Below are 26,480 nucleotides of genomic sequence, written 5' to 3' on the forward strand. Positions count from 1 at the left end.
TTTTTAAAGGATTTTGATGAGACTAGGCGTTTTTGATAGCGGTGTAGGTGGGCTTAGTGTTTTAAAATCTTTACTTCAAGCAAAACTTTTTAAAGAATATATTTACTATGGGGATACTGCAAGAGTGCCTTATGGGGTTAAAGATAAAGAAACTATCGTTAAATTTTCCCTAGAAGCTTTAGAATTTTTCAAAGAAAAAAAAGTCGATATGCTTATTATTGCATGTAATACAGTTAGTGCGCATGCATTAGAAATTCTAAAAACAAATGCACCATTTCCGGTTCTTGGAGTTATAGAAGCAGGAGTTTTAGCGGTTAAAAACTCTTTAGAAGATAAAAACTCTAATATATTAGTCATTGCAACACAAGCTACCGTGGATTCTCACGCTTATAAACAAGCTTTAATTAAAGAAGGTTTTTTAAAAGTGGAAGAAAAAGCAACTGGGCTTTTTGTGCCTATGGTTGAAGAAGGGATTTTTCAAGGAGATTTTTTAAAAGCTGCTTTCGAGTATTATTTTAATAAGCTCAAATTTCATCCTAATGCTTTAATTTTAGCATGTACACATTTTCCCTTAATCGCTCATTCTTTGTCAGAATATTTTGGTAAAAACACAAAACTTATTCATTCGGGTGAGGCTATAGCTTTACAATTACAGCAAGAATTTAACTTAATATCAATCCAAGAAGAAGCTAATATCGAATTTTATGCTTCAAGTGATGTAGAAAAACTAAAAAAAATTGCAAATTTATGGCTTTAAATTAATGTCTATTTACTAAAGTATTTTTATATTTATAATTTATTTTTATTTAAACATAGTTGCATTATAATCTTTATCATTTCTAATGAAAGGACTAACATGAAAAAAATGTTAATGTGTGCAGCTATGGCACTAAGTTTAGGAGCAGGAATTTTGGAAGCAAAACCAAAAGTTGCGATTTTAGCTACAGGCGGAACCATCGCTGGTTCAATTGATAGTTCAGTAGCTACTACAGGTTATACAGCTGGAGTTTTGGGGGTTGATGCTTTGATTAAGGCAGTGCCTCAAATTCAAGATTTAGCAGTAATTAGCGGAGATCAAATTGCTAATATTGATAGCAAAGATATGACAAATGAAATTTGGCTAAAACTTGCTAAAGAAGTTAATAGACTTTTAAAATCTGATGTAGATGGAGTTGTAATTACCCATGGTACTGATACTATGGAAGAAACTGCATATTTCCTAAATTTAACCGTAAAAAGCGACAAACCTGTTGTTTTGGTTGGTGCAATGCGCCCATCAACTGCAATTAGCGCAGATGGTCCTAAAAATCTTTACAACGCTGTAGCATTAGCAGCAAATCCACAAGCAAAAAACAAAGGCGTAATGGTGGCTATGAATGATAGAATTCAAAGTGCTAGAGGCGTTATGAAAACTCATAGTTTAAATGTAAATGCATTTAGCTCACCAGATATGGGTGATATGGGTTATATAGTAGATGGAAAAGCATTTTTCTATAATACTAATACAAAATTACATACCAAAAAATCTCCATTTGATGTTAGTAAACTAAAAGAACTACCAAAAGTAGATATTCTTTATAGTTATGCAAATGATGGTAGTGGTGTTGCAGCAAAAGCTTTGTTTGAAAATGGAACTAAAGGTATAGTTGTAGCTGGAACAGGTGCTGGCAGTATTCATGATTATCAAAAAGATGTATTAAAAGAATTACTTAAAAAAGGTCTTAATGTAGCGGTAAGTTCGCGCGTAGTAGCTGGTAGAGTTGCAGTAAGTGATGCTGATGCAAAACTTGGTTTTATTGATACAGGCGATATGAGTCCTCAAAAAGCTAGAGTATTATTAATGCTTGCTCTAACTAAAACAAGCGATCCTAAGAAAATCCAAGAATATTTCTTAAAATACTAAAATCTTTAACACCCAAATGCTAAAATAACATTTGGGTGGATTTTTCAATCAAAATCTTACTTAATTAATCACAAGGATATTAAATGAAACAATATGAAAGTTATAAATGCCAAAAATGTGGCAATGAAGTAGAAGTTCAAAATGTAGGTGGTGGAAAGCTTAGTTGCTGTGGTCAAGAAATGGAGTGTATTACTAAAGATTTAACGGCTGTAAATTTGATGAAAGCTTTTGCGGGTGAATCTATGGCAAGAAATAAATATGATTTATTTGCAGATATTGCTCAAGAAGAAGGTTGGCATGCTATTGCTAAACATTTTAGAGAAGCTGCAGAAAATGAAAAATGGCACGCAAGAGCTGAGTTTAAAGCTTATCATGAATTAGTAGATGGTAAAGCTTTAGAAGAAACTGCTAAAAATTTAATCTGTGCTGCAGAAGGTGAAAACTATGAGCATACCACTATGTATCCAAATTTTGCAAAAATCGCAGAAGATGAGGGTAAAAGAAATATAGCAAGATTGTTTACAGCTATAGGTAAAGTAGAAATTGAACATGAAAGAGAATATCTAGCGCTTAAAAAAATGCTTGAAGAAGAAGATTTCTTTAATTCAGAAGTAGAAGAATTATGGGTTTGTGAAGTTTGTGGGCATATACACCGCGGTAAAAAAGCACCAAATGCCTGTCCTTTATGTAAAGCTCCAAAAGAATACTTCAAACGCGAATTTTTAGGATAATTTTAAAAACCTTGATAAAAATGATAAAATATTTTATTTTTATCAAGGCCTAATATGCAAATTCTAACTCATCCTTTCGAACCTTTTTTTGATGAAAACTCAAAAGTTTTAATACTAGGTTCTTTTCCATCTATTAAATCAAGAGAAGAAAATTTTTATTATCAACATAGCAAAAATCGTTTTTGGCGTATTTTTGAAATATTATTTGAGTGTGAGTTAAAAACAGTGCAAGAGCAAAAGACTTTTTTAAAAGCAAATCATATAGCGCTTTGGGATGTTATAGCAAGTTGTAAGATAAAAAATTCAGATGATAAAACTATTTCTTATGCTAAAGCAAATGATATAAATATTATTTTAGATAAGGCAAATATAGAAAAAATTTGCGTCCTAGGTAAAGTTGCAAGTAAATATTTTGCTAAATTTTATCCTGAGCAAGATTTTTTCGAACTTCCTTCAAGTTCACCTGCTAATATGAATTCTTCTTTAGAAAATTTAGTAGAAAAATATAGCATTATAAAGGAAAAATAATGGCTTTAGTTGGGGTAGATGAGGCTGGACGTGGGGCTTTGGCTGGAGATATGCACATAGGAGCTTGTAAGCTTTTAAAAAATATTGATGGTTTAACTGATTCTAAGAAATTAAGTGCAAAAAAAAGAGAAGAATTATATAAGCAAGTTCTTTCTAGCTCAAATTTTTTAGTCCTTGCTTTTTCGCCTTTGCAGATTGATACTTTAGGGCTTAGCCAGTGTTTACAGCTGGCTTTAAAAATCATCAAAAAACATTTTAATCAAGATGAGATTTTATATGATGGAAATTTAAATTATGGAGTTTTAGGCATAAAAACCATGATTAAAGCTGATATGAAAGTACAAGAAGTTTCAGCAGCTAGTATATTAGCTAAGGTAAGCCGTGATCAAAAAATGTGTTATTTTTCTAAATTATACAATAATTATGATTTTGATAAACACAAAGGTTATGGTACAAAAGCTCATATAGAAAAGATTAAAACATTTGGTTATTCTCCTTTACACCGAAAAAGCTTTGTATTAAAGTGTTTTGAGAAAAGTTTATTTGATTAAGATGTGTGGTTTTACACTTTTTTATTTTAAATTTTCATTTTTTTTGACAAAAATAAAAAAAATTAACATTTGAAATATTATTAAGATAAAAAAATATATTCAAAAATTATTTTTTTAATAATTATTTATTAAAATTTACAATATCAATTAAAAATACAATGTATTTTAAGAAAAATTAATTTTTTTCTATTATAGTAATATAAAAATATTTCAAGGGGTATTATGTCTTTACTTTTAAGTGAGCTGAAGATTGGAAATTTTTATGTAAAAAATCGCATTGTAATGCCCCCTATGGATATGTATGAAACACAAGTTTTAGATGGCAAGATTAATCAATTTCACCTGATACATTATGGAGCTAGAGCTTTGGGTGGCGTTGGGCTTATCATAGTTCAAGCTTGTGCGATTAATGAAAATGCAAAAATAGCTGATAATGATATAGGTCTTTGGGGAGATTTTCAAATTCAAGGACATAAAGAGCTTGTGGAACTTTGTCATCATTTTAGCGCTAAAATTGCTATTCAGCTAAATCACAGTGGTCGTAAAAACTCGTGTAAAGAAGCCATATCAAAAGCTCCAAGTAATATAGCTTTTAGTGAAAAATTCTCCAAACTTCATGTTTTAAGCAAAGATGAAATTTTACAAATTGAGCAAGAATTTATTCAAAGTGCTAAAAGAGCTAAAGAAGCAGGTTATGACGCAGTAGAGCTTCATAGTGCTCATGGGTATTTGCTTAGTTCGTTTTTATCGCCTTTATCAAATCAAAGAGATGATGAATATGGTGGTAGTTTTGAAAATAGAATACGTCTTTTGTGTGATATCATTAAGCGCATAAAAAAAGAAGTTGATATTGCTTTATTTGTAAGAATTTCAGCCACAGAATGGCAAGAAGGTGGTTGGAATTTAGAAGATAGTAAAAAACTTGCCTTGATTTTAGAAAAATTAGGCATTGATATGCTAGATGTTTCAGCAGGAGGAAATATCAGTAAACCTTCTTTGGCGCCAAACATAGCACCACTTTATCAAGCTCCTTATGCTAAGGCCTTAAAAGAAGCTACTAAAATTCCTATATCTTGTGTAGGTCTTATAAATAGTGCTAGCGAAGGCGAGGCTTTGCTTTTGGGCGGGGTGTGTGATTTGGTTTGTTATGGTAGAAAATTACTAAGAAATCCAAATTTTGCAAATGAAGCCGCAGTTGCTTTAAATGAAAGAGAAAAAATCATGCCAAATTACTCCAGAGCATATTTGTAAAATAATACAAAAAGTTTTTTAGGTAAAAGCTTTTTTTATTATTTTTTTACAAGGAGAAAATGTGGATAATCTTAAGTGGAATTCTTTTGATACGCGTTGGATGCTTTCTCTTTTTGGGACTGCAGTTGGTGCGGGGATTTTATTTTTACCTATTAAGGCGGGTGTTGGTGGTTTTTGGCCAGTTGTTGTGATGGCTTTGATTATTTTTCCAATGGTGTATTTAAGCCATAGAGCCTTAAGTCGTTTTGTATGTCAAGCAAATGGTAATGATAAAGACATTACCCATGCGGCTGAAGAGTATTTTGGTAGAAAAGTAAGTATTTTTATTTCTGTGCTTTATTTCTTTGCAATTTTTCCAATTTGTTTGGCATATTGTGTAGGTATAACTAATACTTTTGAGAGTTTTATTTATAATCAATTCTTACCGCTTTTAGATCCAAATGGTTCTTTTGCAAGTGCAATTAGTGTTATGTATCAAACAAGTGTTAATGAGCAAGGAAAAACTATAGCTAATTTACTTCCTTTTTATAGAGCAGTTTTTGCTTTTGTTTTGGTAAGTATTTTTATGCTTATTATGCTTTTTAGCGAAGAGTTAATCACTAAAGTATGTGAATGGCTTGTGTATCCTTTATGTGCTATTTTATTTTTATTTTCTTTATATCTTATTCCACAATGGTCATTTGAAAGTTTTAGTGCTATTCCTGGAACAAAAGAATTTATTACTATAGTATGGCTAACTTTACCGGTTTTAGTGTTTTCATTTAATCACTCACCAGCAATTTCAACTTTTTCTCTAAGCGTAAAAAGAGAATATTCTGAAAATTCAGTACAAAAAGCAAATCAAATTTTGTTTAGAACCTCTGTCATGTTGCTTGCTTTTGTTATGTTTTTTGTGGTATCTTGCGTGCTTTCTTTAACTCCAGCTGAACTTGCTGAAGCAAGAGCACAAAACATACCGGTGCTTTCTTATTTTGCTAATAAGCTTGATAATCCATTTATTTCTTATGGTGGTCCATTAATCGCATTTTTGGCAATTTCTAGTTCATTCTTTGGACATTATTTTGGCGCTAGAGAAGGTGCTTATGGTATAGTTAGAAAATGCTGCAAATTAGCAGGTAATGAAAATCCTGATTTGAAAAAAATCGCAGTTTATTCTACTTTAGTAATGTATATTGTTATGTTAATTACTGCTTATGTAAATCCAAGTATTTTAGGTTTTATTGAAAGCTTAGGTGGTCCAATTATTGCTGCAATCTTGTTCTTAATGCCTATGATTGCAATTTATACTGTATCTAAAATGAAAAAATTCCAAAACAAAGCTTTAGATGCATTTGTATTTATCACAGGTATTTTGACAATTATCACTGTAATTTATACTTTTTAAGGTGTTGGTGAATGAGTAGTAATTTAAGTATATTTAAAGTTGGCGTTGGTCCTTCATCTTCTCATACTTTAGGGCCAATGCTAGCGGGTAATATGTTTTGTGAAAAGATTAAAGATAAAATCACACAAATTACAAAAATTCAAATCAGACTTTATGGCTCTTTATCGCTTACTGGTAAAGGCCATTTAAGTGATAAGGCTATTATATGGGGTTTAAGTGGCTTAAGAGCAAAAGAACTCAACGCTGCTTTACAAGATCGTGTATTTAATAAAATTTTACAAGATAAAATTTTGGTTTTAAATACTCAAAAAGAATTAAATTTTGATTATGATAAAGATTTGATTTTTGAAAAAGACTTTTTACCCTTACATGAAAATGGGTTGAAAGTAAGTGCTTATGATGAAAATGGAGAAATCATCGCTGAAGAAATTTATTATTCAGTGGGTGGTGGTTTTGTTATGAGTGAAGCTGAGCTTCAAAAACACAAAGATGGAGCTTGTGAGCAAAAACATACTAAATTAGAACTTGATGTTAACAACGCAAGCGATGCTTTAAAAATTTGTGAAGAAAAATCATGGGATTTGGCAAAACTTTCTTATGAATACGAGCTTCAATTTCACACTAAAGAAGAAATTAGAGCTTATTGTTTAGAAATTTGGGAAGTAATGCAAGAAGTTTATTATAATGGTATTCATCCGAGTTCAGATTTTCTTCCAGGAAATTTACACTTAAAGCGCCGTGCGAAAGGGCTTAATGAGCGTTTGGCTATGACAAGTGATCCTTTGGGGATTATTGATTTTATTTCTTTATATGCTATTGCTATTGCAGAGGAAAATGCAAGCGGAGCTAGAGTAGTAACTGCTCCAACTAATGGAGCATGTGCTGTTGTGCCTGCTGTAATGCTTTATCTTAAAAATCATACGGTTGGTTTTAACGATGAAAAGGCTATTAATTTTTTACTAACTGCTATGTTAATAGGTTCTTTTTATAAGAAAAATGCAAGTATAAGTGGCGCTGAAGCTGGCTGTCAAGCTGAAATTGGTAGTGCAAGTTCTATGGCAGCAGGAGCTATGGCTACTGTGATGGGTTTTGATGCAAAGATAGCTTGTAATGCTGCTGAAATTGCGATGGAGCACCATTTAGGATTAACTTGTGATCCGGTAAGTGGTTTAGTACAAATTCCTTGTATAGAAAGAAATGCTTTTGGAGCAATTAAAGCTATTTCAGCTGCTAGAATGGCAATGAGTAGAAAATCAACTCCAAAAGTAAGTCTTGATGAGGTCATAAAAACTATGTATGAAACAGGCAAAGATATGAACTCAAAATACAAAGAAACTTCTTTAGGTGGTTTAGCTACTAATCTTACAAGTGTATGTTAAGACCTTAAGTTTTAGAACTTAAGGTTTTCCTTAAAGCTTTTAAAAGCGCATAAATGCTAAATTTTTAAAAATTTTAAGGAAAATATAAATGATAGAAATCAAAAAACCAACAGAGATAGAAAAACTACGCAAAGCAAATGAGCTTGTAGCTAGAACGCTTGATTATCTAGAGGGTATTATAGTTCCAGGTATGAGTTTAAAAGAAATTGATATTAAAGCGGAAGAATTTATACTTGATCATGGTGCAAAACCATCTTTTAAAGGTTTGTATGGTTTTCCAGGCAATATTTGTATCTCGCTTAATCAAGCTTGCATTCATGGTGTGGGTGATGAGCGTATTTTAAAAGAAGGTGATATTTTAGGTCTTGATGTGGGCACTTGTATAGATGGATATTATGGGGATGCAGCAAGGACTATACCTATAGGTAAAATTTCAACTACCGATGAAGCGTTAATTGCTTGTGCTAAAGACGCTTTATATTATGCTATAGATATTATCAAAGAGGGTATGCGTTTTAAAGAGCTTTCTTATGAGCTTGGAGAGTTTATTACTAAAAGAGGTTTTGTACCTTTGAAAGGTTATTGTGGTCATGGTATAGGTAAAAAACCACATGGTGAGCCTGAAATTCCAAATTATTTAGAACCAGGTGCTAGTGCAAAAAGTGGACCTAAAATAAAAAATGGCATGGTATTTTGCATAGAGCCTATGGTATGTCAAAAAGATGGCACACCGGTGCATTTAAAAGGTAATTGGGAAGCAGGAAGCAAAGATGGTTTAAATGCAGCTCATTATGAGCATTGTGTTGCTATTATAAATGGTAAGGCAGATATTTTATCTAAGTAAGAAAGTTTAATCTTTCTTACTCGAATGTTTTTAATTTTTCTGAAAGTTTAGAAGCATTTTCTAAAACATCTTGTGAAATTTGCGTTAAATCAAGGGAGTGGTTTTTAACACAATTTGCAAGTTCGGTTACTTTTTCTATATTTTGTTCTAGCTCATTCATTTTAGCTTTTGATTCATCACTTTTTTCTTCCATGATTTTAGTGGAGTGAATACTTGTTTTTAATTTTTCTATAGAAGTTCCAACCTCACCTTGTAGGATATTAGCTTTATTAGAAGTATCATTCATGGATTGATGAATTCCATCCATTAAGCTTTTGTTGTCGTTGATTTGTTGCACTATAGTTCTTACGGTGGTTTCTATAGCAACTAAAGATTTTGTAGTTTTATCTGCTAGATTTCTAACTTCGTCAGCAACCACAGCAAAGCCACGTCCATGCTCACCTGCACGTGCTGCTTCAATAGCTGCATTTAGCGCAAGTAGGTTGGTTTGATCGGCTATGTCTTTTATGGTTGTAGTAACTTCTACTATGCTATCAGCACTTTGTACTAACATATCCATAGCGCTTAAAACACTTTGTTCTTTTTCGCCACTTAATAATATAAGCTCTACTAATTCTTTAAGTGTAAGTTCAACTTTAGCCATTACCTCTTGCATACCATGCATATCGTTTATAGTGTTTTTAGCTAGATTTTGTGTTAAGTCTATATGACTTTCTAAGATAGAACTTATTTCATGGACATTGGAAATTTGTTCATGTTGTAAAAGTGAGCTTTGCTGTAAAACTTCAGCATTCTGAGAAAGCTTTTGTGAGCTTTCATGGCTTGAATTTGCAGTTTGTATAGCTTCTAAAACCGAATTTTGCACTATTTGTATAAAAGAGTTTATATAGCCAGCACTTGTAGCTAATTCACTTTTTTTGTCAATATCTAATCTTGCACTTAAATTCGCATGCTCACTAGCTAAGTTTGCACTTAGTTTTTCAAGTAAAGATATAGGTATGATTACTTTTTTTAGTGTTAAAAGTATGAAAAAAATCAGCACAGCCAAGGTAAATAAGAAAATTCCTATAGCGGTGTAAAGATTGTATTTATTGTTAAGATTAATTTCTTGAGCAATAAAATTTTTATGAGATACGATTTCTTTTTGTAATTCTTGATCAAGAAAACTTTGAGAATTATCTTTTAAAATTTTAATTTGACTTAGTATCATTTTACAATGTGTACTAAAAAGTTCAAATAATTCTTGTGGAAGCTGTGGATCTTTTGTGTTTAAATTTGCTACTAAACTTTGGAGACGATTTTGTGCTAAAGGCTCTAATATATCCATAGTTCCTATGATGCTTAATATATTCCCGATAGATTCTATTTGTCTAGCTTCTTGAGTAGTAAGTGCTAGCTTGTTTGTTTGTTTAATGATTTCTTGTTGAATTTCATAAAGATAAAGTTTTGAATTTATAGCAATGGAATTAGCTGATTTAAAATGCTGTAATTGAGTATTTTTTTTCTCAAAAATCGTTTGTATTTTTTTAGTGTCTATTTTATTGGCTTTTAAAATTGCTAAAGTATTTTCAAAATCTTGTATTAAAGCAACGCTAGTGTCATAATTTTGCAAATTGAGTTTATTTTTAAAAATCTCATCTATTTTGGTATCTAGAATTTCTAATTTTTGAAAAGAACCCATAATGAGTGAATTTCTCTTTGTGGTGTTATAGGTATTAAAAATAAACAAAGTCAAAGTTAAAAGTAACACCAAAACCACTATAGATAAAGTGATGAATTGTTTTAAAAAAGAAAAAGATTTTTTATTTGAGTGGATCATGGTATTCCCCTGTTAAAGAATTTAAAAATGCAACTATATCATCAACTACATCTTGTTCTAAAAATTTACCAAGTTGATAATACGCCATAAATTGTACACAAGCATCAAGTGTTGGCATGGAGCCATCATGGAAATAAGGAGCGGTTTTAGCTATATTTCTAAGGCTTGGGACTTTTACTACAAATTGATCGCGAGGATCTTGAGTGATTTCGTAGCGTCCTTTCCAGTTTGTTCCATTGTCATAAGGTACAAATACTCCCATTTTTTGATACATATTGCCACCTATATTTTGACCTTGATGGCATGCTATACAACCATTTGACAAAAAAGCATTGTAACCTCTTTTTGCTTGTTCGCTTATTGCATTTTTATCACCCTTTAAATAGCGATCAAAAGGCGAATTTGGAGTGAGTAAAGTTTTTTGAAATTCAGCTAAAGCATGCGCTATATTATCAAAGGTTATTTCCCCATAAAGTCTTTTAAATTCTTTTTCATAAACTGCATTAGCTTTTACTATTTGTATCACCTCTTCGCTATCTTTTAAACCCATTTCTTTGGGATTTAATAAAGGATGTTTAGCTTGATCTTGCAAATCTTTTGCATTACCTCTCCAAAATTGAGCTAGATTAAAAACAGCATTAAAATTTGTAGGGGTATGGAATGGCTCATCTACTATACCATTAATACCTGTTGAAAAAGTTTTATTATCTACTCCAAATTTTGTAATATCATGACAAGTATTACAAGATACTTTTTTATCTTTTGATAAACTCGTATCCATGTAAAGTTTTTTACCTAAAATAGCTTTTTCTCTATCATAAGGAACACTTTCAGGCAAAGGGGTAATCATTTCAAGTGCTAAAAGTGGTAGTGAAAAAAATATTAAAACAATAAAAGTTTTCATAATCATTTTCCTTTATTTTATAAATTTTTAGTTAATAATTTTTATTAATTATAGCACTAAAATCTTAATCTTTTATAAGTAAATACAGTAGTTAGAAGTGTTATAAATGATAAAAATAAAATATAAATAAAAATTCCATAAATAAAAGGATTATCAGGTCTTATAGCTAAAGAATGTAACATAAATACAAGCTGGGGTGTAAAACCACCTGCTATAGCATAAGCTATATTATAAGAAAAAGAAATTCCACTAAAGCGAATACTTGGTTTAAAAATTTTACACATTAAAATAGGCGCTAAGGCATTAATACCACCAAAAAAACATGCAATGAAATAAAAATATATACTTAAATGTAAAATTTGAGCATAGAAAAAATAAAAATAAAAAAAGCAAGAAAGACTAAAACCTATTGTAAATATCAAACTAGTGATTAAAAAGCCAAATTTATCTACCCAAATTCCAGCAAGCAAGGTTCCACAAGATAAAATTATTATTGCAATCATTTGTATTAAAATAGCATCTGTTTTATCAAGAACTAAAACTTCAGGTATAAAATTTGGCATAAGTAAAATGAGTATAATCACACAAGCTGTAAGCATCCATGTTAAAAGCATAGAAGCGATGATGTCTAAAAAAATATTTTTTTCTTTAAAAAGTGTTTTTAGTGGAAATTTTTCTAAATTATTTTCTTGATGCATTTTTTGAAAAATAGGTGTTTCTTCTAGAAATTTTCTAAGATATATAGAAATAATGCCAAAAAATCCACCTATAGCAAAAGGAATACGCCAAGCATAATCATAAATTGATTCTTGCTCAAAACAATGATTAATCACTAATGCAACAGCACATCCTAAAAGAATTCCAAAAGCCATAGAAGCATTAATAGCGCTAATACAAAAACCATCTTTCCCATCAAGTGCATGTTCTTTTACAAATACCCAAGCACCAGGTAATTCTCCGCCTATGGCTACACCTTGAGCTATTCTAACAAGCAGTAAAAATATTGGAGCTAGATAACCTATGCTTTCAAAAGTAGGTATAAAAGCTAAAGAAAAAGTTGGAAGTACCATAAGTAATATGCTTAGCATAAACATTTTTTTACGGCCAAATTTATCACCAAAATGCGCCATAACTATACCACCCAGTGGTCTAGCCAAATATCCTGCTGCAAAGGCTCCATAAGTATTTAAAAGTTTCCAAAAATCACCCATATCATTTGGAAAAAAATTTCTTGAAATATAATTAGCAAAAAAGACAAAAATCACAAAATCATAAAATTCTAAAGCTCCGCCCAAAGAAGACAAGGAAAGTGTTTTATAATCTTTTCTTTTTAAAGTTTTTAACATTTATATACTTTCTTTTTGTAGTTTTTTGGTAATTATAATAAAAAACATTAATATTTGTAAAAAAATATTAAAAATTTAAAAAGAAAAATTATGATAAAATAATAGTTTTGTATTTTTTAGAAAGGAGAAAAGCATTGGCAAAAGATGATATTATCGAAATTGATGGTAATGTAATCGAAGCTTTACCTAATGCAACTTTTAAAGTTGAATTAGATAATAAACATGTAATACTTTGTCATATTGCGGGTAAAATGCGTATGCATTATATTAGGATTATGCCTGGCGATAGAGTTAAAGTAGAACTAACGCCTTATAGTCTTGATAAGGGTCGTATTACATTTAGATACAAATAAGTCTAAGTTGTTTAAAAGCAAAAGTAAAGTATAATTAGCACTTTTGCAGAAATTGCAATAAAACTGTATGAAGAAGTATTTTCAAAATCACCACTTATTTTGAAAATAGTTGGTTGCTCTAAAAACCTGGTGCAGTTGTAAAAAAAGTGGAATTTACAATAACAGGAGTAAAGCATGAAAGTTAGACCATCTGTTAAAAAGATGTGTGACAAATGCAAAGTAGTTCGTCGTAAAGGCGTAGTTCGCATTATTTGCGAAAATCCAAAACACAAACAAAGACAAGGATAATTTATGGCTCGTATTGCAGGTGTGGATTTACCAAAGAAAAAAAGAATTGAATATGGTTTAACTTATATTTATGGTATAGGTTTACATACTTCAAGAAAAATCTTAGATAAAACTGGAATTTCTTATGATAAAAGAGTTCATGAACTAAGTGAAGATGAAGCAGCAGCTATCCGTAAAGAAATTCAAGAAAATTATATGGTTGAGGGTGATCTTAGAAAACAAGTTGCTATGGATATCAAAGCATTAATGGATCTAGGAAGCTTTAGAGGCTTAAGACATAGAAAAGGCTTACCAGTTCGTGGTCAAAAAACAAAAACAAATGCCAGAACTAGAAAAGGTAAGAGAAAAACCGTTGGTGCAAAATCATAAGGATAGAAAATGGCAAAAAGAAAAGTAGTTAAGAAAAAAGTAGTTAAAAAAAATATAGCTAAAGGTATAGTTTATATCAGTGCAACATTTAATAATACTATGGTTACTGTAACTGATGAAATGGGAAATGCTATCGCTTGGAGTAGTGCAGGTGGCTTAGGATTTAAAGGTTCTAAAAAATCAACTCCTTATGCAGCACAACAAGCAGTAGAAGATGCTTTAAATAAAGCAAAAGAACATGGTATTAAAGAAGTAGGTATTAAAGTACAAGGACCAGGAAGTGGTCGTGAGACAGCGGTTAAGAGTGTAGGTGCTATGGAAGGTATTAAAGTAACTTTCTTAAAAGATATTACCCCATTAGCTCATAATGGTTGTAGACCACCAAAACGTCGTCGTGTCTAAGAATAAGATATAAGATTTAGGAGAATTATAATGGCAAGATATAGAGGACCAGTAGAGAAATTAGAAAGACGACTTGGCGTAAGCTTGGCAATGAAAGGCGAAAGAAGATTAGCAGGTAAAAGTGCTTTAGATAAACGCCCTTACGCACCAGGTCAGCATGGACAAAGAAAAGCTAAAATCAGCGAATACGGACTTCAATTAAGAGAAAAGCAAAAAGCTAAATTTATGTATGGAGTTAGCGAAAAACAATTTAGAAGATTATTTAGCGAAGCTGCTAGAAAAGATGGCAACACCGGTGCGCTTTTAATCCAGCTTTTAGAACAAAGACTAGATAATGTTGTTTATAGAATGGGTTTTGCGACAACACGCCGTTTTGCTAGACAACTTGTAACTCATGGACACATTTTAGTAAATGGCAAAAGAGTGGATATTCCTAGTTATAGAGTAGAAGCGGGGCAAAAAATTGAAGTGATTGAAAAAAGCAAAAACAATCCTCAAATTTCAAGAGCAATCGAACTTACTGCTCAAACTGGTATAGTTGCTTGGGTTGATGTAGAAAAAGATAAAAGATTTGGAATTTTTACAAGAAAACCTGAAAGAGAAGAAGTTATCATTCCAGTTGAGGAAAGATATATCGTTGAGTTGTACTCTAAATAATAAAGGTTTTTGATATGAGACATATTACAACTTCTGCTTATACACCAACAGAGTTTAGTATTGAAAATATCAGTGATACAGTAGCAAAAGTAAGCGCATGGCCTTTTGAAATCGGCTATGCTATTACTTTGGCGCATCCTTTGCGTCGTTTGCTTTATTCAAGCACAGTAGGTTTTGCTCCAACAGGAGTTAAAATCAAAGGCGTAGCACATGAATTTGATAGTATGCGTGGTATGCTTGAAGATGTAGCATTGTTTATTATCAATCTAAAAAAATTAAGATTTAAACTAAAAACAGATTCTGAAAAAGAAATCGTAACTTTTAGTTTTAAAGGACCAAAAGAAATTTGCGGAAAAGACTTAGACAATGAAGTTGTTGAAGTTGTGAATGCAGATAGCTATCTTGCAACGATTAATGAAGATGCGGATTTAGAATTTACCTTAATCATTGAAAAAGGTATAGGTTATGTGCCTTCTGAAGAAGTGCAAAATTTCTTAGATCCTGAATTTATAGCACTTGATGCATTCTTTACTCCAGTAAAACATGCAGTTTATGATATAGAAAAAGTGCTTTTTGAAGATAACCCAGATTATGAAAAAGTTGTTTTTACAATCACAACTGATGGTCAAATTTCACCAAGTGATGCTTTTAAAAATGCTTTAGAAGCAATGTATAAACAATTATCAGTGTTTGATAAAATCACTAATGCTCAAAGCGTTGTAAGAAGCCAAACACAAAATAATGAAGTAGAACATGTAAAATTACTTCAAAATATAACTGAGTTAAATTTAAGCGCAAGAAGCTTTAATTGCCTAGAAAAAGCAAATGTGGTTTATATCGGTGAGCTTGCTTTAATGAGTGTGGGCGAACTTGCAGATTTAAAAAATCTAGGTAAAAAATCTTTAGATGAGATTAAAAGTGTGATGGAATCTATAGGTTTTCCTATAGGAAATTCAAAACTCAGTGATAGTGCAAAAGAAACGCTAAAAAGAAAAATTACAGAATTAAAAGCACAAAATGAAGGATAATCAATGAGACATAGACATGGATATAGAAAGTTAGGTCGCACTTCTACTCACCGTGCAGCCTTATTAAAAAACCTTACCATCGCTATTATTAAAGCAGGTAAAATAGAAACAACATTACCTAAAGCAAAAGAATTAAGAGGTTATGTTGAAAGATTAATTACTCGTGCAAGAAAAGGTGATTTTAATGCCCACAGAGCAGTTTTTGCTAGCTTGCAAGATAAAGAAGCTACAAATAAACTTGTAACAGAAATCGCACCTAAATTTGCAGACAGAAACGGTGGTTATACAAGAATTATTAAAACAAGAATCCGCCGTGGTGATGCTGCAGAAATGGCTTTCATCGAATTCGTAGCTTAATTTTTAGCCTTTTTAAAGGCTAAAAACTTCTTATTTTTATTTATTTACTTACTATTTTTTGTATTTTTATCCATTTTTTGCTACTATTAATCTTTTTAACTACAAAAAAGGAAAAAAATGCAAGAAAATTCAAGATTACGCATAGCTATACAAAAATCAGGTCGTTTAAGTAAAGATTCTATCGCCTTACTTGAGTCTATAGGTGTAAAACTTCGCATACACGATCAAAGCTTGATTGCTTTTTCTACAAATTTACCTATTGATCTACTTAGAGTAAGAGATGATGATATACCAGGATTAATTTTTGATGGAGTAGTAGATCTTGGTATAGTTGGTGAAAATGTTTTAGAAGAAAATGAACTAGAAAGAAAATCAAAAAACGAAAATGCAGATTTTATTATGCTTAAAAAACTTGATTTTGGTGGGTGCCGTTTGTCTTTAGCATTGCCAGAAAATAGCGAGTATAAAGGTGTAGAAAGTTTTAAAAATTTACGCATAGCAACTTCTTATCCACAGCTTTTAAAGCGTTTTATGGAAGAAAATAATATCCCTTATAAAACTTGTATGTTAACAGGCTCAGTTGAAGTAGCACCAAGTGCAAATTTAGCTGATGGAATTTGTGATTTAGTTTCAAGTGGCGCTACTTTAAAAGCAAATGGGCTTAAAGAAGTTATGGTAATTTATAAGTCAAAAGCTTGCATAATTCAAAGAAAAGAAAGTTTAGCTTCGCATAAACAAGAATTAATCGATAAATTACTTATTAGGATTAATGGAGTTATGCAAGCAAGAGAGTCAAAATACATCATGTTGCATGCTCCTATTGAAAAGCTAGAAAAAATTACAGCCTTGTTGCCAGGTGTTGAAAAACCTACGATTTTACCTTTAGAAAATGATAAAGCTAGAGTAGCGCTACATATGGTAAGTCAAGAAAATTTATTTTGGGAAACTATGGAAGCTTTGAAAAAAGAAGGTGCAAGTGCGATTTTAGTTTTACCTATTGAAAAAATGCTCTCTTAAAGGATAAAAATGCAAATACTTGATTTTGAAAAATTAAACCAAAGCGAACAAGAATTAGCGCTCAAGCGTCCTGCTATAAGTGCTAATGCAGGGGTTAAAACTATAGTAGAACAAATCATTGAAGATGTCAAAACAAATGGTGATGAAGCTTTAAAACAAATGGCTGTAAAATTTGATAAAGTAGAGTTAAATTCCATCAAACTAAGCGATGATGAACTTAATAATTTAGCAGAGCAAATTGATGATGAGTTAAAACAAGCTATTAAAATAGCTTATGAAAATATCTATAAATTCCACAAAGCCCAAGAAAGTAAAATCATAGAGGTTCAAACCTTTGAAGGAGTAACTTGTAAGGTGTTAACAAGAGCCATTGAAAAAGTAGGACTTTATATACCAGGAGGCTTAGCACCGCTTTTTTCAACCGCACTTATGCTAGCTATACCAGCTAAAATTGCAAAATGTAAATTCATAGCCTTAGCTTCCCCTGCGCCATTACATCCTGCCATTGCTTTTGTAGCAAAACTTTGCAAAGTTGATGCAGTGTATCAAATAGGTGGAGCAGGAGCTATAGCAGCACTTGCTTATGGAACGCAAAGTGTGCAAAAAGTAGATAAAATTTTTGGCCCAGGAAATGCCTTTGTAACTGAAGCTAAAAAGCAAGTTAACAATCATGGAGCAGCTATTGATATGCAAGCAGGTCCTTCTGAGGTGTTAGTTTTAGCAGATGAGTTTGCTAATGCTAGATTTATAGCTTCGGATTTACTTTCACAAGCTGAGCATGGAGCAGATTCTCAAGCGATTTTAGTTTGCACAAGTGAAAAATTAGCCAAAGAAGTAAATAGTGAAGTTGCTTTACAGCTTGAAAAGCTCTCGCGTAAAGAAATTGCTTCCAAATCTTTAGCGCACTCTAAAATCATTCTTGCAAGAGATATAAAACATGCTATAAGCATTTCAAATGACTATGCACCCGAGCATTTGATCATTCATACACAAAATCCATCTAGTTTGCTTGATGATATTATGCATGCAGGTTCAGTATTTTTAGGTGAGTATTCTCCAGAATCCATGGGAGATTATGCAAGTGGAACAAATCATGTATTGCCAACTTATGGTTTTACTAAGTCTTATTCTTCGTTAGGACTTGCTGATTTTATGAAAAGAATGACTGTGCAAGAACTTAGCAAAGAAGGCTTTAAAAAGCTTGGGCCTGTAGTGGAAATTTTAGCAGCTGCCGAAGGGCTTGATGGGCATAAAAATGCCGTGAGTTTAAGATTAGAAAGTCTAAAATGAGTGCAAAAATTTTATTTATCGATAGAGATGGTACACTCATTGATGAGCCAAAAGATGATTTTCAAATCGATTCTTTAGAAAAACTTGAATTTGAAAAAGGTGCTATCAATGCACTTTTAAAGTTAAAAAATTTTGGTTTTAAATTTGTTATGGTGAGTAATCAAGATGGTTTAGGTACAAATTCTTTTCCTAGGGAAAATTTTGACAAGGCTCATGAAAAAATGCTAAGTGTTTTTCAAAGTTGTGGCATAGAATTTGAAGATATTTTTATATGCCCGCATTTTGAGTATGAAAATTGTGCTTGTAGAAAGCCAAAAACTGCCATGCTTGAAAACTATATCAAAAACAAACTTTATGATAAAAATAAAAGCTTTGTCATAGGCGATAGAGACAGTGATATGCTTTTGGCGCAAAATCTTGAAATTCAAGGTTTAAAATATGATAAAAACGACTTTAGCTGGGAACAAATCGTTGATTTTATTTTACAAAACTACCGCAGTACTTGTATAGAGCGTAACACCAAAGAAACCCAAATTCAAGTTAAAATAGCTTTTAATGAAAAAGCAAAAGCTGATATAAAAACAAATATCGCATTTTTTGATCATATGTTAGAGCAAATTGCTACGCATGCAAATATATCTTTAGAGATAAAATGCAAAGGGGATTTAGAAGTTGATGAACATCACAGTGTAGAAGATGTTGCACTTGCTTTGGGTGAGGCTATTAAAAATGCACTAGATCAAAAAATAGGCATTGCAAGATATGGATTTGTTTTGCCTATGGATGAGTGCTTGGCAAGTTGTGCGATTGACTTTTGTAATAGGCCACATTTAGTTTATAAGGCTAAATTTAAAAAAGAAAAGCTTGGAGAACTTAGTACAGAAATGATAGAGCATTTTTTCTACTCACTAAGTTATGCTATGGGTGCGAGTTTGCATTTAAAAGTTAAAGGCAAAAACGATCATCACAAAGCTGAAGGACTTTTTAAAGCTTTTGCAAGAGCTTTAAAAATGGCTATTAAAATAGAAAATGAAAATCTAGCAAGCTCTAAAGGAGTGATATGAAACTAGCTATTATAGATACAGGTTGTGCGAATTTGGCTTCTCTTGCTTTTGCAATTGAGCGTTTAGGACAAAAAAGTATTATTACACATGATTTAAAAGAACTTTCACAAGCAGATAAGCTTTTGCTTCCTGGTGTTGGCACAGCAGCTAAAGCAATGGCTAATCTAAAAGCACTCAATTTAGAAAATTTTATTCAAACTACCACAAAGCCACTTTTAGGCATTTGTCTTGGTATGCAAATTTTGGGTAAATTTTCAGAAGAATTACACCAAAAAACACTCGGTATTATGCCTTTTGAGACACAAAAATTCCAAGAAAAAGCAAATTTTACTTTCCCGCATATGGGGTGGAATCAAGTCTTTAGTTCACATGAGCTTTTTAAAGGCTTGGATGGAGCTTATTTTTATTTTGTGCATAGTTATTGTGTGAGTTTAAATGAATACACCATTGCAGAGTGCGAGTACTCTACTAAATTTAGCGCAAGTTTAAATAAAGACAATTTTTATGGTGTGCAGTTTCACCCTGAAAGAAGTGGCGAAGCTGGCGAGGTATTATTAAAAAATTTCATAAATATGTAGGTAAAAATGCAAACTCAAATCATCCCAGCATTGGACTTAATAGATGGCAAAGTAGTAAGGCTTTATAAAGGAGATTATGCTAAAAAACAAGAATACAGCTTTGATCCTTTAGCTAAATTTCAAGAGTATGAAGCGCAAGGTATATCGTGGCTTCATTTGGTAGATTTAAGTGGTGCAAAAGATCCTAGTAAAAGACAGCTTAAACTCATAGAAAATCTAGCTTCTAAAATCAAAGTAAATCTACAAGTAGGCGGAGGAATTCGCACTAAAGATGAGATTAAGGCTTTATTTGATAGTGGTGTTAAGCGTGTAGTTATAGGTTCTTTAGCGGTTAAAAATAAAATTTTCACACAAGAGCTTTTGCGTGAATTTGGTGTAGAAAATATAGTCTTAGCGCTTGATAGTATTTGTATTAAAGATGAGTTCTTTGTAGCTATTGATGCATGGAGTAAAACAAGCGATGAAAAATTATTTGAGCTTTTAAAATTTTACAAAAATGTAAAGCATATTTTATGTACAGACATTTCTAAAGATGGCACGATGAGTGGGGCAAATATTACTTTATATAAAGCTTTGTATGAAAAATTTCCACATTTACAAACACAAGCAAGTGGTGGCGTAGCAAGCTTGGAGGATTTCAAAAAGCTAAATGGTATAGTAAGCGGTATTATTGTAGGTAAGGCCTTGCTTGATGGAGAATTTAGTATAAAGGAGGCCAGAGAATGCTTACAAAACGCATAATTGCATGTTTAGATGTAAAAGATGGTAGAGTAGTTAAAGGTGTACAGTTTAAAAATCATGAAGACATGGGAGATGTGATAGAGCTTGCTAAATTTTACTCACAAAATGGCATTGATGAGCTAGTATTTTATGATATAACTGCTTCAGCTAAAAATGAGCGTATTAATAGAACTTGGGTAAGCAAAGTAGCACAAAATATTTCCATACCATTTTGCGTTGCAGGAGGTATAAAAAGCGAAGATGATGCGAAAGAACTTTTAGCAAGTGGTGCTGATAAGATTTCTATTAATTCCCCTGCTTTAAATGATCCTGATTTAATTTCACGACTCGCAAAAAGCTTTGGTGTGCAATGCGTAGTTGTAGGTATAGACACCTTTAAAGATGAAAATGGTGATCTTTTGGTATATAAATACACTGGAGATGAGGGTAAATCACATCACAGTGGTAAAAAAACACTAGAATGGGTAAAGCAAGTATGTGAGCTTGGAGCTGGTGAAATCGTGCTAAATATGATGAATCAAGATGGTATGAGAAAGGGTTATGATTTAGATCAACTTGCTAAAGTTAGACAAATTTGTCCTGTGCCTTTAGTGGCAAGTGGTGGCGCAGGGGCTAAAGAGCATTTTCTAGATGCTTTTAAGCTTGGTGTTGATGGAGCTTTAGCAGCTTCAATTTTTCATAAAAAACTTATAGATATTAAAGAATTAAAACTATTTTTAAAAGATCAAGGTATACAAATTCGCATTTAAAAAAGGAAAAACTATGAAGATAAATGAAGAAGAATTTATAAAAAGCATAAATTGGCAAAAAATAAATAATCTCATTCCCGTGATCATTCAAGATTATCGTTCTTGTGAGGTTTTAATGCAAGGTTTTATGAATGAACAAGCTCTAAGAGAAAGTTTTAAACACAAAAAGGTTGTTTTTTACTCAAGAACTAAAGAGCGTTTGTGGATGAAGGGTGAGCAGAGTGGGAATTTTTTACATATTATAGATATGGGACTTGATTGCGATAGAGATTGTATTTTAATCCTTGTAAGAGCACAAGGTGCTACTTGTCATACAGGTGATATTTCTTGTTTTGAAACGCTCTCTAAAAAGGCTGATTTTGTATTTTTATCGCGTCTTGAAAAGCTTATTAACTCACGTAAAAGCTCTTGTGTAAATTCTTCTTATACAGCTGAACTCTTTTCCAAAGGCACTAAACGCATAGCGCAAAAAGTAGGTGAAGAAGGCGTTGAAACGGCTTTAGCTGCCACTGTTAAAGATAAAGAAGAACTTATAAATGAAGCGGCTGATTTGCTTTATCATTTAGATGTTTTATTAGCTGATGCGGATTTGAGTTTAAATGATGTGATTGCAAAATTAAAAGAAAGAAATAAAAGTTAAGCGTGATTTCTCACGCTTAATTAAGCAATATTTTTGAAAAGATTCATTAGCTATATCGAGTAATTCTAAAAAAACTTTACATTTTTAAAACTAATATTTGGCTTATTTTCTACTTTTTTAATTTCATTTTATCTAAATTTTGGAACACTTATTGCTTTATCTTTGCTAAGCAATAGAATATTGTGAGATATTCACAAAGCAATATTTTTTAAAGGATTTAATTATGATGAGATCTCTTTGGGCTGGAGTTTCAGGACTTCAAGCACACCAATACGCAATGGATGTAGAAGGTAACAACATAGCCAATGTTAATACATTTGGTTTTAAATATTCTCGTGCAGATTTCTCAACTCTTATGAGTCAAACTTCTAAGATAGCTACAGCTCCAGATGGCAATCTAGGTGGTAAAAATCCTATGCAAGTAGGGCTTGGTGCAGGTGTGAATTCTACTACCAGAATTCATTCTCAAGGTAATATCCAAACCACAGATAAAAACACCGATATGGCTATTAATGGAGATGGATTTTTTATCGTTTCAAATGATGGTGGCACTACTCAGTATTATACTCGTGCAGGGGACTTTAAAACAGATGCAGTAGGAAATTTCGTAGATAATAATGGTTATACTGTTCAAGGTTGGAATTATAACCAAGAAACAGGTCAGATTGACTCATCAACTTCAGTGGGTGATATAGTGATACCACCAGGTATGAGTATGCCTGCTAGACCAAGTACTTCTGTAAGTCTTACAGCAAATTTAGATAGTGGTAATACTCTAGGTATGAATGCTTCTGCTAAGCGTCCTATCTATGCGCTTGATTCTACTCATGGTAGAAGAGATGATACTGGTACGGTTATAGATGAAAATGATACTGGCCATACTGAGTTTTATACGACTTCAAAAACCGGAGCTCAAGTTACTGAAAAAGGTGTGGATATGGGCGTAGTGTTTAATGCTCAAGGTGAGGGCTTAAACCTGCGCGATGGTCAAGGAATATGGGTAAGTTATGCTGATGCTAAGTGGACTAGCGAGCGAGCCTTTGCAAATCCTGATTTACCAACTAATATTACTGATGCTACAATAGGAAGTCAATATACATTTTGGGGTTATACTAATGCAGATGGCACACAAGTCCCAGCGGTATTGGACATTACTATTAATGGAGTAAATATTCGAGCAGAAGGTGTAGGCAAAGAAACTTTTTTAAATGCTATTAATGCTAAAACAGCTGAAACAGGTGTGGTAGCATCCATAGTAGATGGGAGATTTACTTTAACTAATGATAATAGTACAGGTACTACTGCAAAATCAAAAAATATTAATTTTACCATAAATGCAGCTGCTAATACAGCGGGACAAAATTTTACAGTTCGACAAGGAGCACACGGTCAAGGATATCAGGATGTACCTGCTTTTGGTGCTAATATAACAGGTGGTGCAGGTAGAGATGGAAGAGCTGTAAGTGTCATCACAGCACATGAATATATTTATAGTTCTAATAATGTAGATATAGGAGCCAACCCTAATCCAAATGCACAAACTGCTCAAGATGCAAATATGCCTCAACCAACAGGACAGAGATTTTTTCATACCACAGAGGATTTAAGAGAACTTTTGCAAAGAGATGCAAGATGGGGCGTGGACTATGATGGTGATGGTGTTTTAGAAAACTGGGGTACTGTTGGTAATCCAGCGGGAGCTCCTGGACAAGCAGATGCTAATGCTGGGGTAGAAGTAGTAGTAGAGAGTGATGGTAGATTTAAAATCACTAACCCTAAAGTAAATGATGCCAAAGATATGACTTTTAAGGTTACAGGTTATTCTAATGAAGCTAATAAAATAGCAACTAATGATAAATTTACAGCCATGTTTAGCGCTTTGGATGGAAATTTCAATGCAGGAAATAATGAAAAATACTCTCAAGATATGTATCTTTCAGCACATACTGCTAGTATAGAGATTTTTGATTCATTAGGTACTAGACATGAATTAACTGTGCAATTTACCAAACAAACCAAAACAGCAGATGGTGGAGCTGAGTGGTCTATCATCATATCAGTACCTGAGCCTGCAGAGATTAATTTTAGTGGAGATGGTGCACCAGGAAATATAGTAGTGGGGAATTTAAGATTTGGTAATGATGGATCGCTTCAAAGCTATACACCTAATGTTTTAAATTTCACAGGAAATAATGGTTCAAAACCTGATCAAGTTATAAAACTTGATTTTGGTACTACTGGAGCATTTGATGGCTTAACAAGTTATGATAAAGACTCAGCTACAACCAAACAAGAAACAGACGGTTATACCGGAGGTAATCTAAAACCAGATGCATTAAGAACTGATGAGAATGGTTATATCTATGGAGAATTTACAAATGGTAAAACTCTAGCTTTAGCTAAGGTTGCTCTAGCTACTTTCCCAAATAACATGGGTCTTGAAGAAATGGGTAATAACCTTTATAAAGCTACTGCAAACTCAGGAACAGCAACTATAGGTCATGCTGGTGAAGGTGGTAGAGGTGGCTTAAAAGGATCAGCTATAGAAATGTCAAATGTGGATTTAAGCCGTGCATTAACTGAACTTATCGTAATCCAAAGGGGTTATCAAGCAAACTCAAAAACGATTACAACAAGCGATCAGCTTTTAAACACTTTACTTCAATTAAAACAATAATCTTAGCCCAAGGTTGCAAAACCTTGGGATCAAGCTTTACAAGGTTATCAAGGTAGCCTTGTAATACTTGATGACCTTGAGCCTTCAATCTATTGCTAACTCACTTCTTTTTTGCCTTAAGGAGTGAGTAGCATGATTTTCATATCGACAAGTTAAAATAAAAATTTACAAAACTAATCATCTATTAATAGTTTTAATCATTGCAAATTTAAAATATTTTGTTTTGCTATTATGATCAAAAACACTAAAATTATCAAGAAAAATATAAATATTGTAAAGTTTTTTGGAAAAGGTTCGATATAGTCAGTGAATCTTTTCAAAAATATTGCTTAATTAAGCGTGAGAAATCACGCTTAACTTCTTTTTAATTTTATTCAACTTTCTTTTGTTAATCAAACTCATATAAGAAATCAAAGATAAAAAAGTGCAAGCTCCTAGTATAATTGATAAAAATATAGGTGTATTAGCATTTAAAAGACTTACAAAAAAAGCCATTATTCCTGCCATAGCAAATTGTGCTGAGCCTAAAAGTGCTGAAGCACTACCTGCATTTTGTTTTGATCTTGCCATAGCTAAAGTGGTAGTATTTGGAAGGATAAAACCCAAACTTGCTATGATAAAGCACAAAGGAATTTCAAAAGCCCAAAAACCTAGTTCAAAAGTTGCTCCTAAAATGAGTAAAAAAGTTAAAAAAGTAATCACCATAAGGGCTCTAGGCAAAACATAATAAGGTGAAAATTTAAGAACTATCCTTGCGTTTATATTGGCACATATAACAAAACTTAAAGCATGAGCCCCAAAAAGAGCTGCATATTGTTGAGGGCTGAGTTCAAAAACACGCGTAAAAACAAAAGATGAACCAGTTAAATAAGCAAAAAATCCTGCAAAAATTAAATTCCCACAAAGCAAATACACCACAAAACGACGATCTTTTAAGATTTTTTTATAACTTTTTATAACTTCTTTGTGATTAAATTTTTTACCTTGAGTGTTGAGATTGCTTTCTTTTAAAGAAAAAATAACAAGTAAAAATAAGATAAAACCCAAGATAAATAATGTCAAAAATATGCTTCGCCAAGAAAAAAATTCTAGTAAAATTCCGCCAAAAGTAGGTGAGAGCATAGGAGCTAAAGATGTAAAAATCATCATCAAAGCATAAACTCCTGCTGCTTCTTTAAGTTCAAAAATATCATTTACTATAGCTCTTGCTACTACAACACCAACACAACCTCCTAAAGCTTCAAAAAAACGTAAAGCTATAAAAATGTGAATAGAATCTACTAAAACACAGGCAACACTTGAAGAAATAAAAAGAAAAAGTCCTATATATAAAGGTTTTTTTCTTCCATATACATCACTTAATGGTCCATAAAAAAGCTGTCCCAAGGAAAAGGCTATAAAAAAGCTTGCAAGGGAAAGTTGAGTGTAAAAAGAATTGGTTTGGAAACTTTTTTCTACTTCATTTAAAGCAGGTAGATACATGTCGGTTGAAAGTGGTGCTATGGCAGATAAAAAACCTAATATGATAATCAGTTTGAGTTTTTCAAAACCTTTGATTTGAGTGCGTTTTTGCATAAAAAATCCTAAAATATTTTTACTATTGTATAGCAAAAAGTCTAAAATAAATAAT

The 26,480-nt window shown here is 32.2% G+C and carries 28 protein-coding genes; 24 read left to right on the forward strand and 4 right to left on the reverse strand.

The window, feature by feature from the left end; translation table 11 throughout:
- The first annotated feature begins 16 nt into the window (after positions 1-16).
- From murI to map, 9 genes are all read left to right on the forward strand, one after another.
- Positions 17-757 (forward strand): glutamate racemase, encoded by a 741-nt coding sequence (murI, locus tag CLCT_RS00395; protein WP_149061929.1) that lies wholly within the window; start codon positions 17-19, stop codon positions 755-757.
- Positions 758-871: 114 nt separating this feature from the next.
- The gene (locus tag CLCT_RS00400; protein WP_256374651.1) at positions 872-1,903 is read left to right on the forward strand and encodes a type II asparaginase; all 1,032 of its coding nucleotides are present in this window, start codon (positions 872-874) and stop codon (positions 1,901-1,903) included.
- 83 nt (positions 1,904-1,986) lie between these two features.
- Positions 1,987-2,634: a ferritin family protein gene (locus CLCT_RS00405; protein ID WP_012660833.1), complete on the forward strand. Its 648-nt coding sequence runs from the start codon at positions 1,987-1,989 to the stop codon at positions 2,632-2,634.
- Between the two features lie 54 nt (positions 2,635-2,688).
- A complete protein-coding gene (locus CLCT_RS00410; protein ID WP_149061930.1) occupies positions 2,689-3,162 on the forward strand; it encodes a DNA-deoxyinosine glycosylase in 474 nt (157 codons plus the stop codon).
- Positions 3,162-3,713: a ribonuclease HII gene (gene rnhB / locus CLCT_RS00415; RefSeq protein ID WP_149061931.1), complete on the forward strand. Its 552-nt coding sequence runs from the start codon at positions 3,162-3,164 to the stop codon at positions 3,711-3,713. Before CLCT_RS00410 ends, rnhB begins: the two co-directional genes overlap by 1 nt.
- A gap of 222 nt (positions 3,714-3,935) precedes the next feature.
- The gene (locus tag CLCT_RS00420; RefSeq protein WP_149061932.1) at positions 3,936-4,964 is read left to right on the forward strand and encodes an oxidoreductase; all 1,029 of its coding nucleotides are present in this window, start codon (positions 3,936-3,938) and stop codon (positions 4,962-4,964) included.
- A 100-nt stretch (positions 4,965-5,064) separates the two neighbouring features.
- The gene (locus CLCT_RS00425; RefSeq protein ID WP_149062765.1) at positions 5,065-6,348 is read left to right on the forward strand and encodes an aromatic amino acid transport family protein; all 1,284 of its coding nucleotides are present in this window, start codon (positions 5,065-5,067) and stop codon (positions 6,346-6,348) included.
- 11 nt (positions 6,349-6,359) lie between these two features.
- Positions 6,360-7,727 carry an L-serine ammonia-lyase gene (locus CLCT_RS00430; protein ID WP_039667839.1) on the forward strand — a complete coding sequence of 456 codons (1,368 nt, stop codon included), beginning with the start codon at positions 6,360-6,362 and terminating at the stop codon, positions 7,725-7,727.
- 88 nt (positions 7,728-7,815) lie between these two features.
- A complete protein-coding gene (map, locus tag CLCT_RS00435; protein WP_149061933.1) occupies positions 7,816-8,571 on the forward strand; it encodes a type I methionyl aminopeptidase in 756 nt (251 codons plus the stop codon).
- A 16-nt stretch (positions 8,572-8,587) separates the two neighbouring features.
- Here map and CLCT_RS00440 read toward each other — a convergent pair whose 3' ends face one another.
- Genes CLCT_RS00440 through CLCT_RS00450 form a run of 3 tightly spaced genes read right to left on the reverse strand, consistent with a single transcriptional unit; the run spans position 8,588 to position 12,640 of the window.
- Positions 8,588-10,390, reverse strand: a complete 1,803-nt coding sequence (locus tag CLCT_RS00440; protein ID WP_039667841.1) for an MCP-domain signal transduction protein — start codon at positions 10,388-10,390, stop codon at positions 8,588-8,590.
- Complete coding sequence (locus CLCT_RS00445; protein WP_149061934.1) at positions 10,374-11,294, reverse strand: cytochrome-c peroxidase; 921 nt, start codon at positions 11,292-11,294, stop codon at positions 10,374-10,376. The genes CLCT_RS00440 and CLCT_RS00445 overlap by 17 nt, the downstream gene beginning before the upstream one ends.
- A 56-nt stretch (positions 11,295-11,350) precedes the next feature.
- Positions 11,351-12,640 (reverse strand): MFS transporter, encoded by a 1,290-nt coding sequence (locus CLCT_RS00450; protein WP_149061935.1) that lies wholly within the window; start codon positions 12,638-12,640, stop codon positions 11,351-11,353.
- A gap of 134 nt (positions 12,641-12,774) precedes the next feature.
- On the opposite strand from CLCT_RS00450, the gene infA reads away from it, so the two are divergent.
- The 15 genes from infA to flgE all read left to right on the forward strand — a co-directional run bounded on the left by infA (position 12,775) and on the right by flgE (position 24,850).
- On the forward strand, positions 12,775-12,993 hold the full coding sequence (gene infA, locus CLCT_RS00455; protein ID WP_012660842.1) for a translation initiation factor IF-1: 219 nt from the start codon (positions 12,775-12,777) through the stop codon (positions 12,991-12,993).
- Between the two features lie 174 nt (positions 12,994-13,167).
- Positions 13,168-13,281, forward strand: a complete 114-nt coding sequence (rpmJ, locus tag CLCT_RS00460) for a 50S ribosomal protein L36 (protein ID WP_002781429.1) — start codon at positions 13,168-13,170, stop codon at positions 13,279-13,281.
- Between the two features lie 3 nt (positions 13,282-13,284).
- On the forward strand, positions 13,285-13,650 hold the full coding sequence (rpsM, locus tag CLCT_RS00465; RefSeq protein WP_012660843.1) for a 30S ribosomal protein S13: 366 nt from the start codon (positions 13,285-13,287) through the stop codon (positions 13,648-13,650).
- A 9-nt stretch (positions 13,651-13,659) separates the two neighbouring features.
- Positions 13,660-14,052 carry a 30S ribosomal protein S11 gene (gene rpsK / locus CLCT_RS00470; RefSeq protein WP_012660844.1) on the forward strand — a complete coding sequence of 131 codons (393 nt, stop codon included), beginning with the start codon at positions 13,660-13,662 and terminating at the stop codon, positions 14,050-14,052.
- Positions 14,053-14,082: 30 nt separating this feature from the next.
- The gene (rpsD, locus tag CLCT_RS00475; RefSeq protein ID WP_039617184.1) at positions 14,083-14,709 is read left to right on the forward strand and encodes a 30S ribosomal protein S4; all 627 of its coding nucleotides are present in this window, start codon (positions 14,083-14,085) and stop codon (positions 14,707-14,709) included.
- Positions 14,710-14,723: 14 nt separating this feature from the next.
- Positions 14,724-15,737, forward strand: a complete 1,014-nt coding sequence (locus CLCT_RS00480; RefSeq protein WP_039667844.1) for a DNA-directed RNA polymerase subunit alpha — start codon at positions 14,724-14,726, stop codon at positions 15,735-15,737.
- Positions 15,738-15,740: 3 nt separating this feature from the next.
- Positions 15,741-16,094, forward strand: a complete 354-nt coding sequence (rplQ, locus tag CLCT_RS00485) for a 50S ribosomal protein L17 (RefSeq protein WP_012660847.1) — start codon at positions 15,741-15,743, stop codon at positions 16,092-16,094.
- Positions 16,095-16,211: 117 nt separating this feature from the next.
- Positions 16,212-17,111 carry an ATP phosphoribosyltransferase gene (gene hisG / locus CLCT_RS00490; RefSeq protein WP_149061936.1) on the forward strand — a complete coding sequence of 300 codons (900 nt, stop codon included), beginning with the start codon at positions 16,212-16,214 and terminating at the stop codon, positions 17,109-17,111.
- Positions 17,112-17,120: 9 nt separating this feature from the next.
- On the forward strand, positions 17,121-18,401 hold the full coding sequence (gene hisD / locus CLCT_RS00495; RefSeq protein WP_149061937.1) for a histidinol dehydrogenase: 1,281 nt from the start codon (positions 17,121-17,123) through the stop codon (positions 18,399-18,401).
- Positions 18,398-19,465, forward strand: a complete 1,068-nt coding sequence (gene hisB, locus CLCT_RS00500) for a bifunctional histidinol-phosphatase/imidazoleglycerol-phosphate dehydratase HisB (RefSeq protein WP_149061938.1) — start codon at positions 18,398-18,400, stop codon at positions 19,463-19,465. Before hisD ends, hisB begins: the two co-directional genes overlap by 4 nt.
- Positions 19,462-20,043 (forward strand): imidazole glycerol phosphate synthase subunit HisH, encoded by a 582-nt coding sequence (gene hisH, locus CLCT_RS00505; RefSeq protein ID WP_039667849.1) that lies wholly within the window; start codon positions 19,462-19,464, stop codon positions 20,041-20,043. Before hisB ends, hisH begins: the two co-directional genes overlap by 4 nt.
- Positions 20,044-20,049: 6 nt before the next feature.
- Positions 20,050-20,784, forward strand: a complete 735-nt coding sequence (gene hisA / locus CLCT_RS00510) for a 1-(5-phosphoribosyl)-5-[(5-phosphoribosylamino)methylideneamino]imidazole-4-carboxamide isomerase (protein WP_149061939.1) — start codon at positions 20,050-20,052, stop codon at positions 20,782-20,784.
- Positions 20,766-21,533, forward strand: coding sequence for an imidazole glycerol phosphate synthase subunit HisF (gene hisF, locus CLCT_RS00515; RefSeq protein ID WP_039667851.1), 768 nt, complete (start codon positions 20,766-20,768; stop codon positions 21,531-21,533). Before hisA ends, hisF begins: the two co-directional genes overlap by 19 nt.
- Before the next feature lie 13 nt (positions 21,534-21,546).
- Positions 21,547-22,173 (forward strand): bifunctional phosphoribosyl-AMP cyclohydrolase/phosphoribosyl-ATP diphosphatase HisIE, encoded by a 627-nt coding sequence (gene hisIE, locus CLCT_RS00520; RefSeq protein WP_149061940.1) that lies wholly within the window; start codon positions 21,547-21,549, stop codon positions 22,171-22,173.
- A 223-nt stretch (positions 22,174-22,396) separates the two neighbouring features.
- The gene (gene flgE, locus CLCT_RS00525; RefSeq protein ID WP_149061941.1) at positions 22,397-24,850 is read left to right on the forward strand and encodes a flagellar hook protein FlgE; all 2,454 of its coding nucleotides are present in this window, start codon (positions 22,397-22,399) and stop codon (positions 24,848-24,850) included.
- Between the two features lie 333 nt (positions 24,851-25,183).
- Here the strand turns inward: flgE and CLCT_RS00530 are convergent, their stop codons facing one another.
- On the reverse strand, positions 25,184-26,425 hold the full coding sequence (locus tag CLCT_RS00530) for a multidrug effflux MFS transporter (protein WP_149061942.1): 1,242 nt from the start codon (positions 26,423-26,425) through the stop codon (positions 25,184-25,186).
- Between the last annotated feature and the right edge of the window lie 55 nt (positions 26,426-26,480).

The organism is Campylobacter lari subsp. concheus (genome assembly GCF_008245025.1).
In the GTDB taxonomy this organism is placed as follows: Bacteria; Campylobacterota; Campylobacteria; order Campylobacterales; family Campylobacteraceae; genus Campylobacter_D; species Campylobacter_D concheus.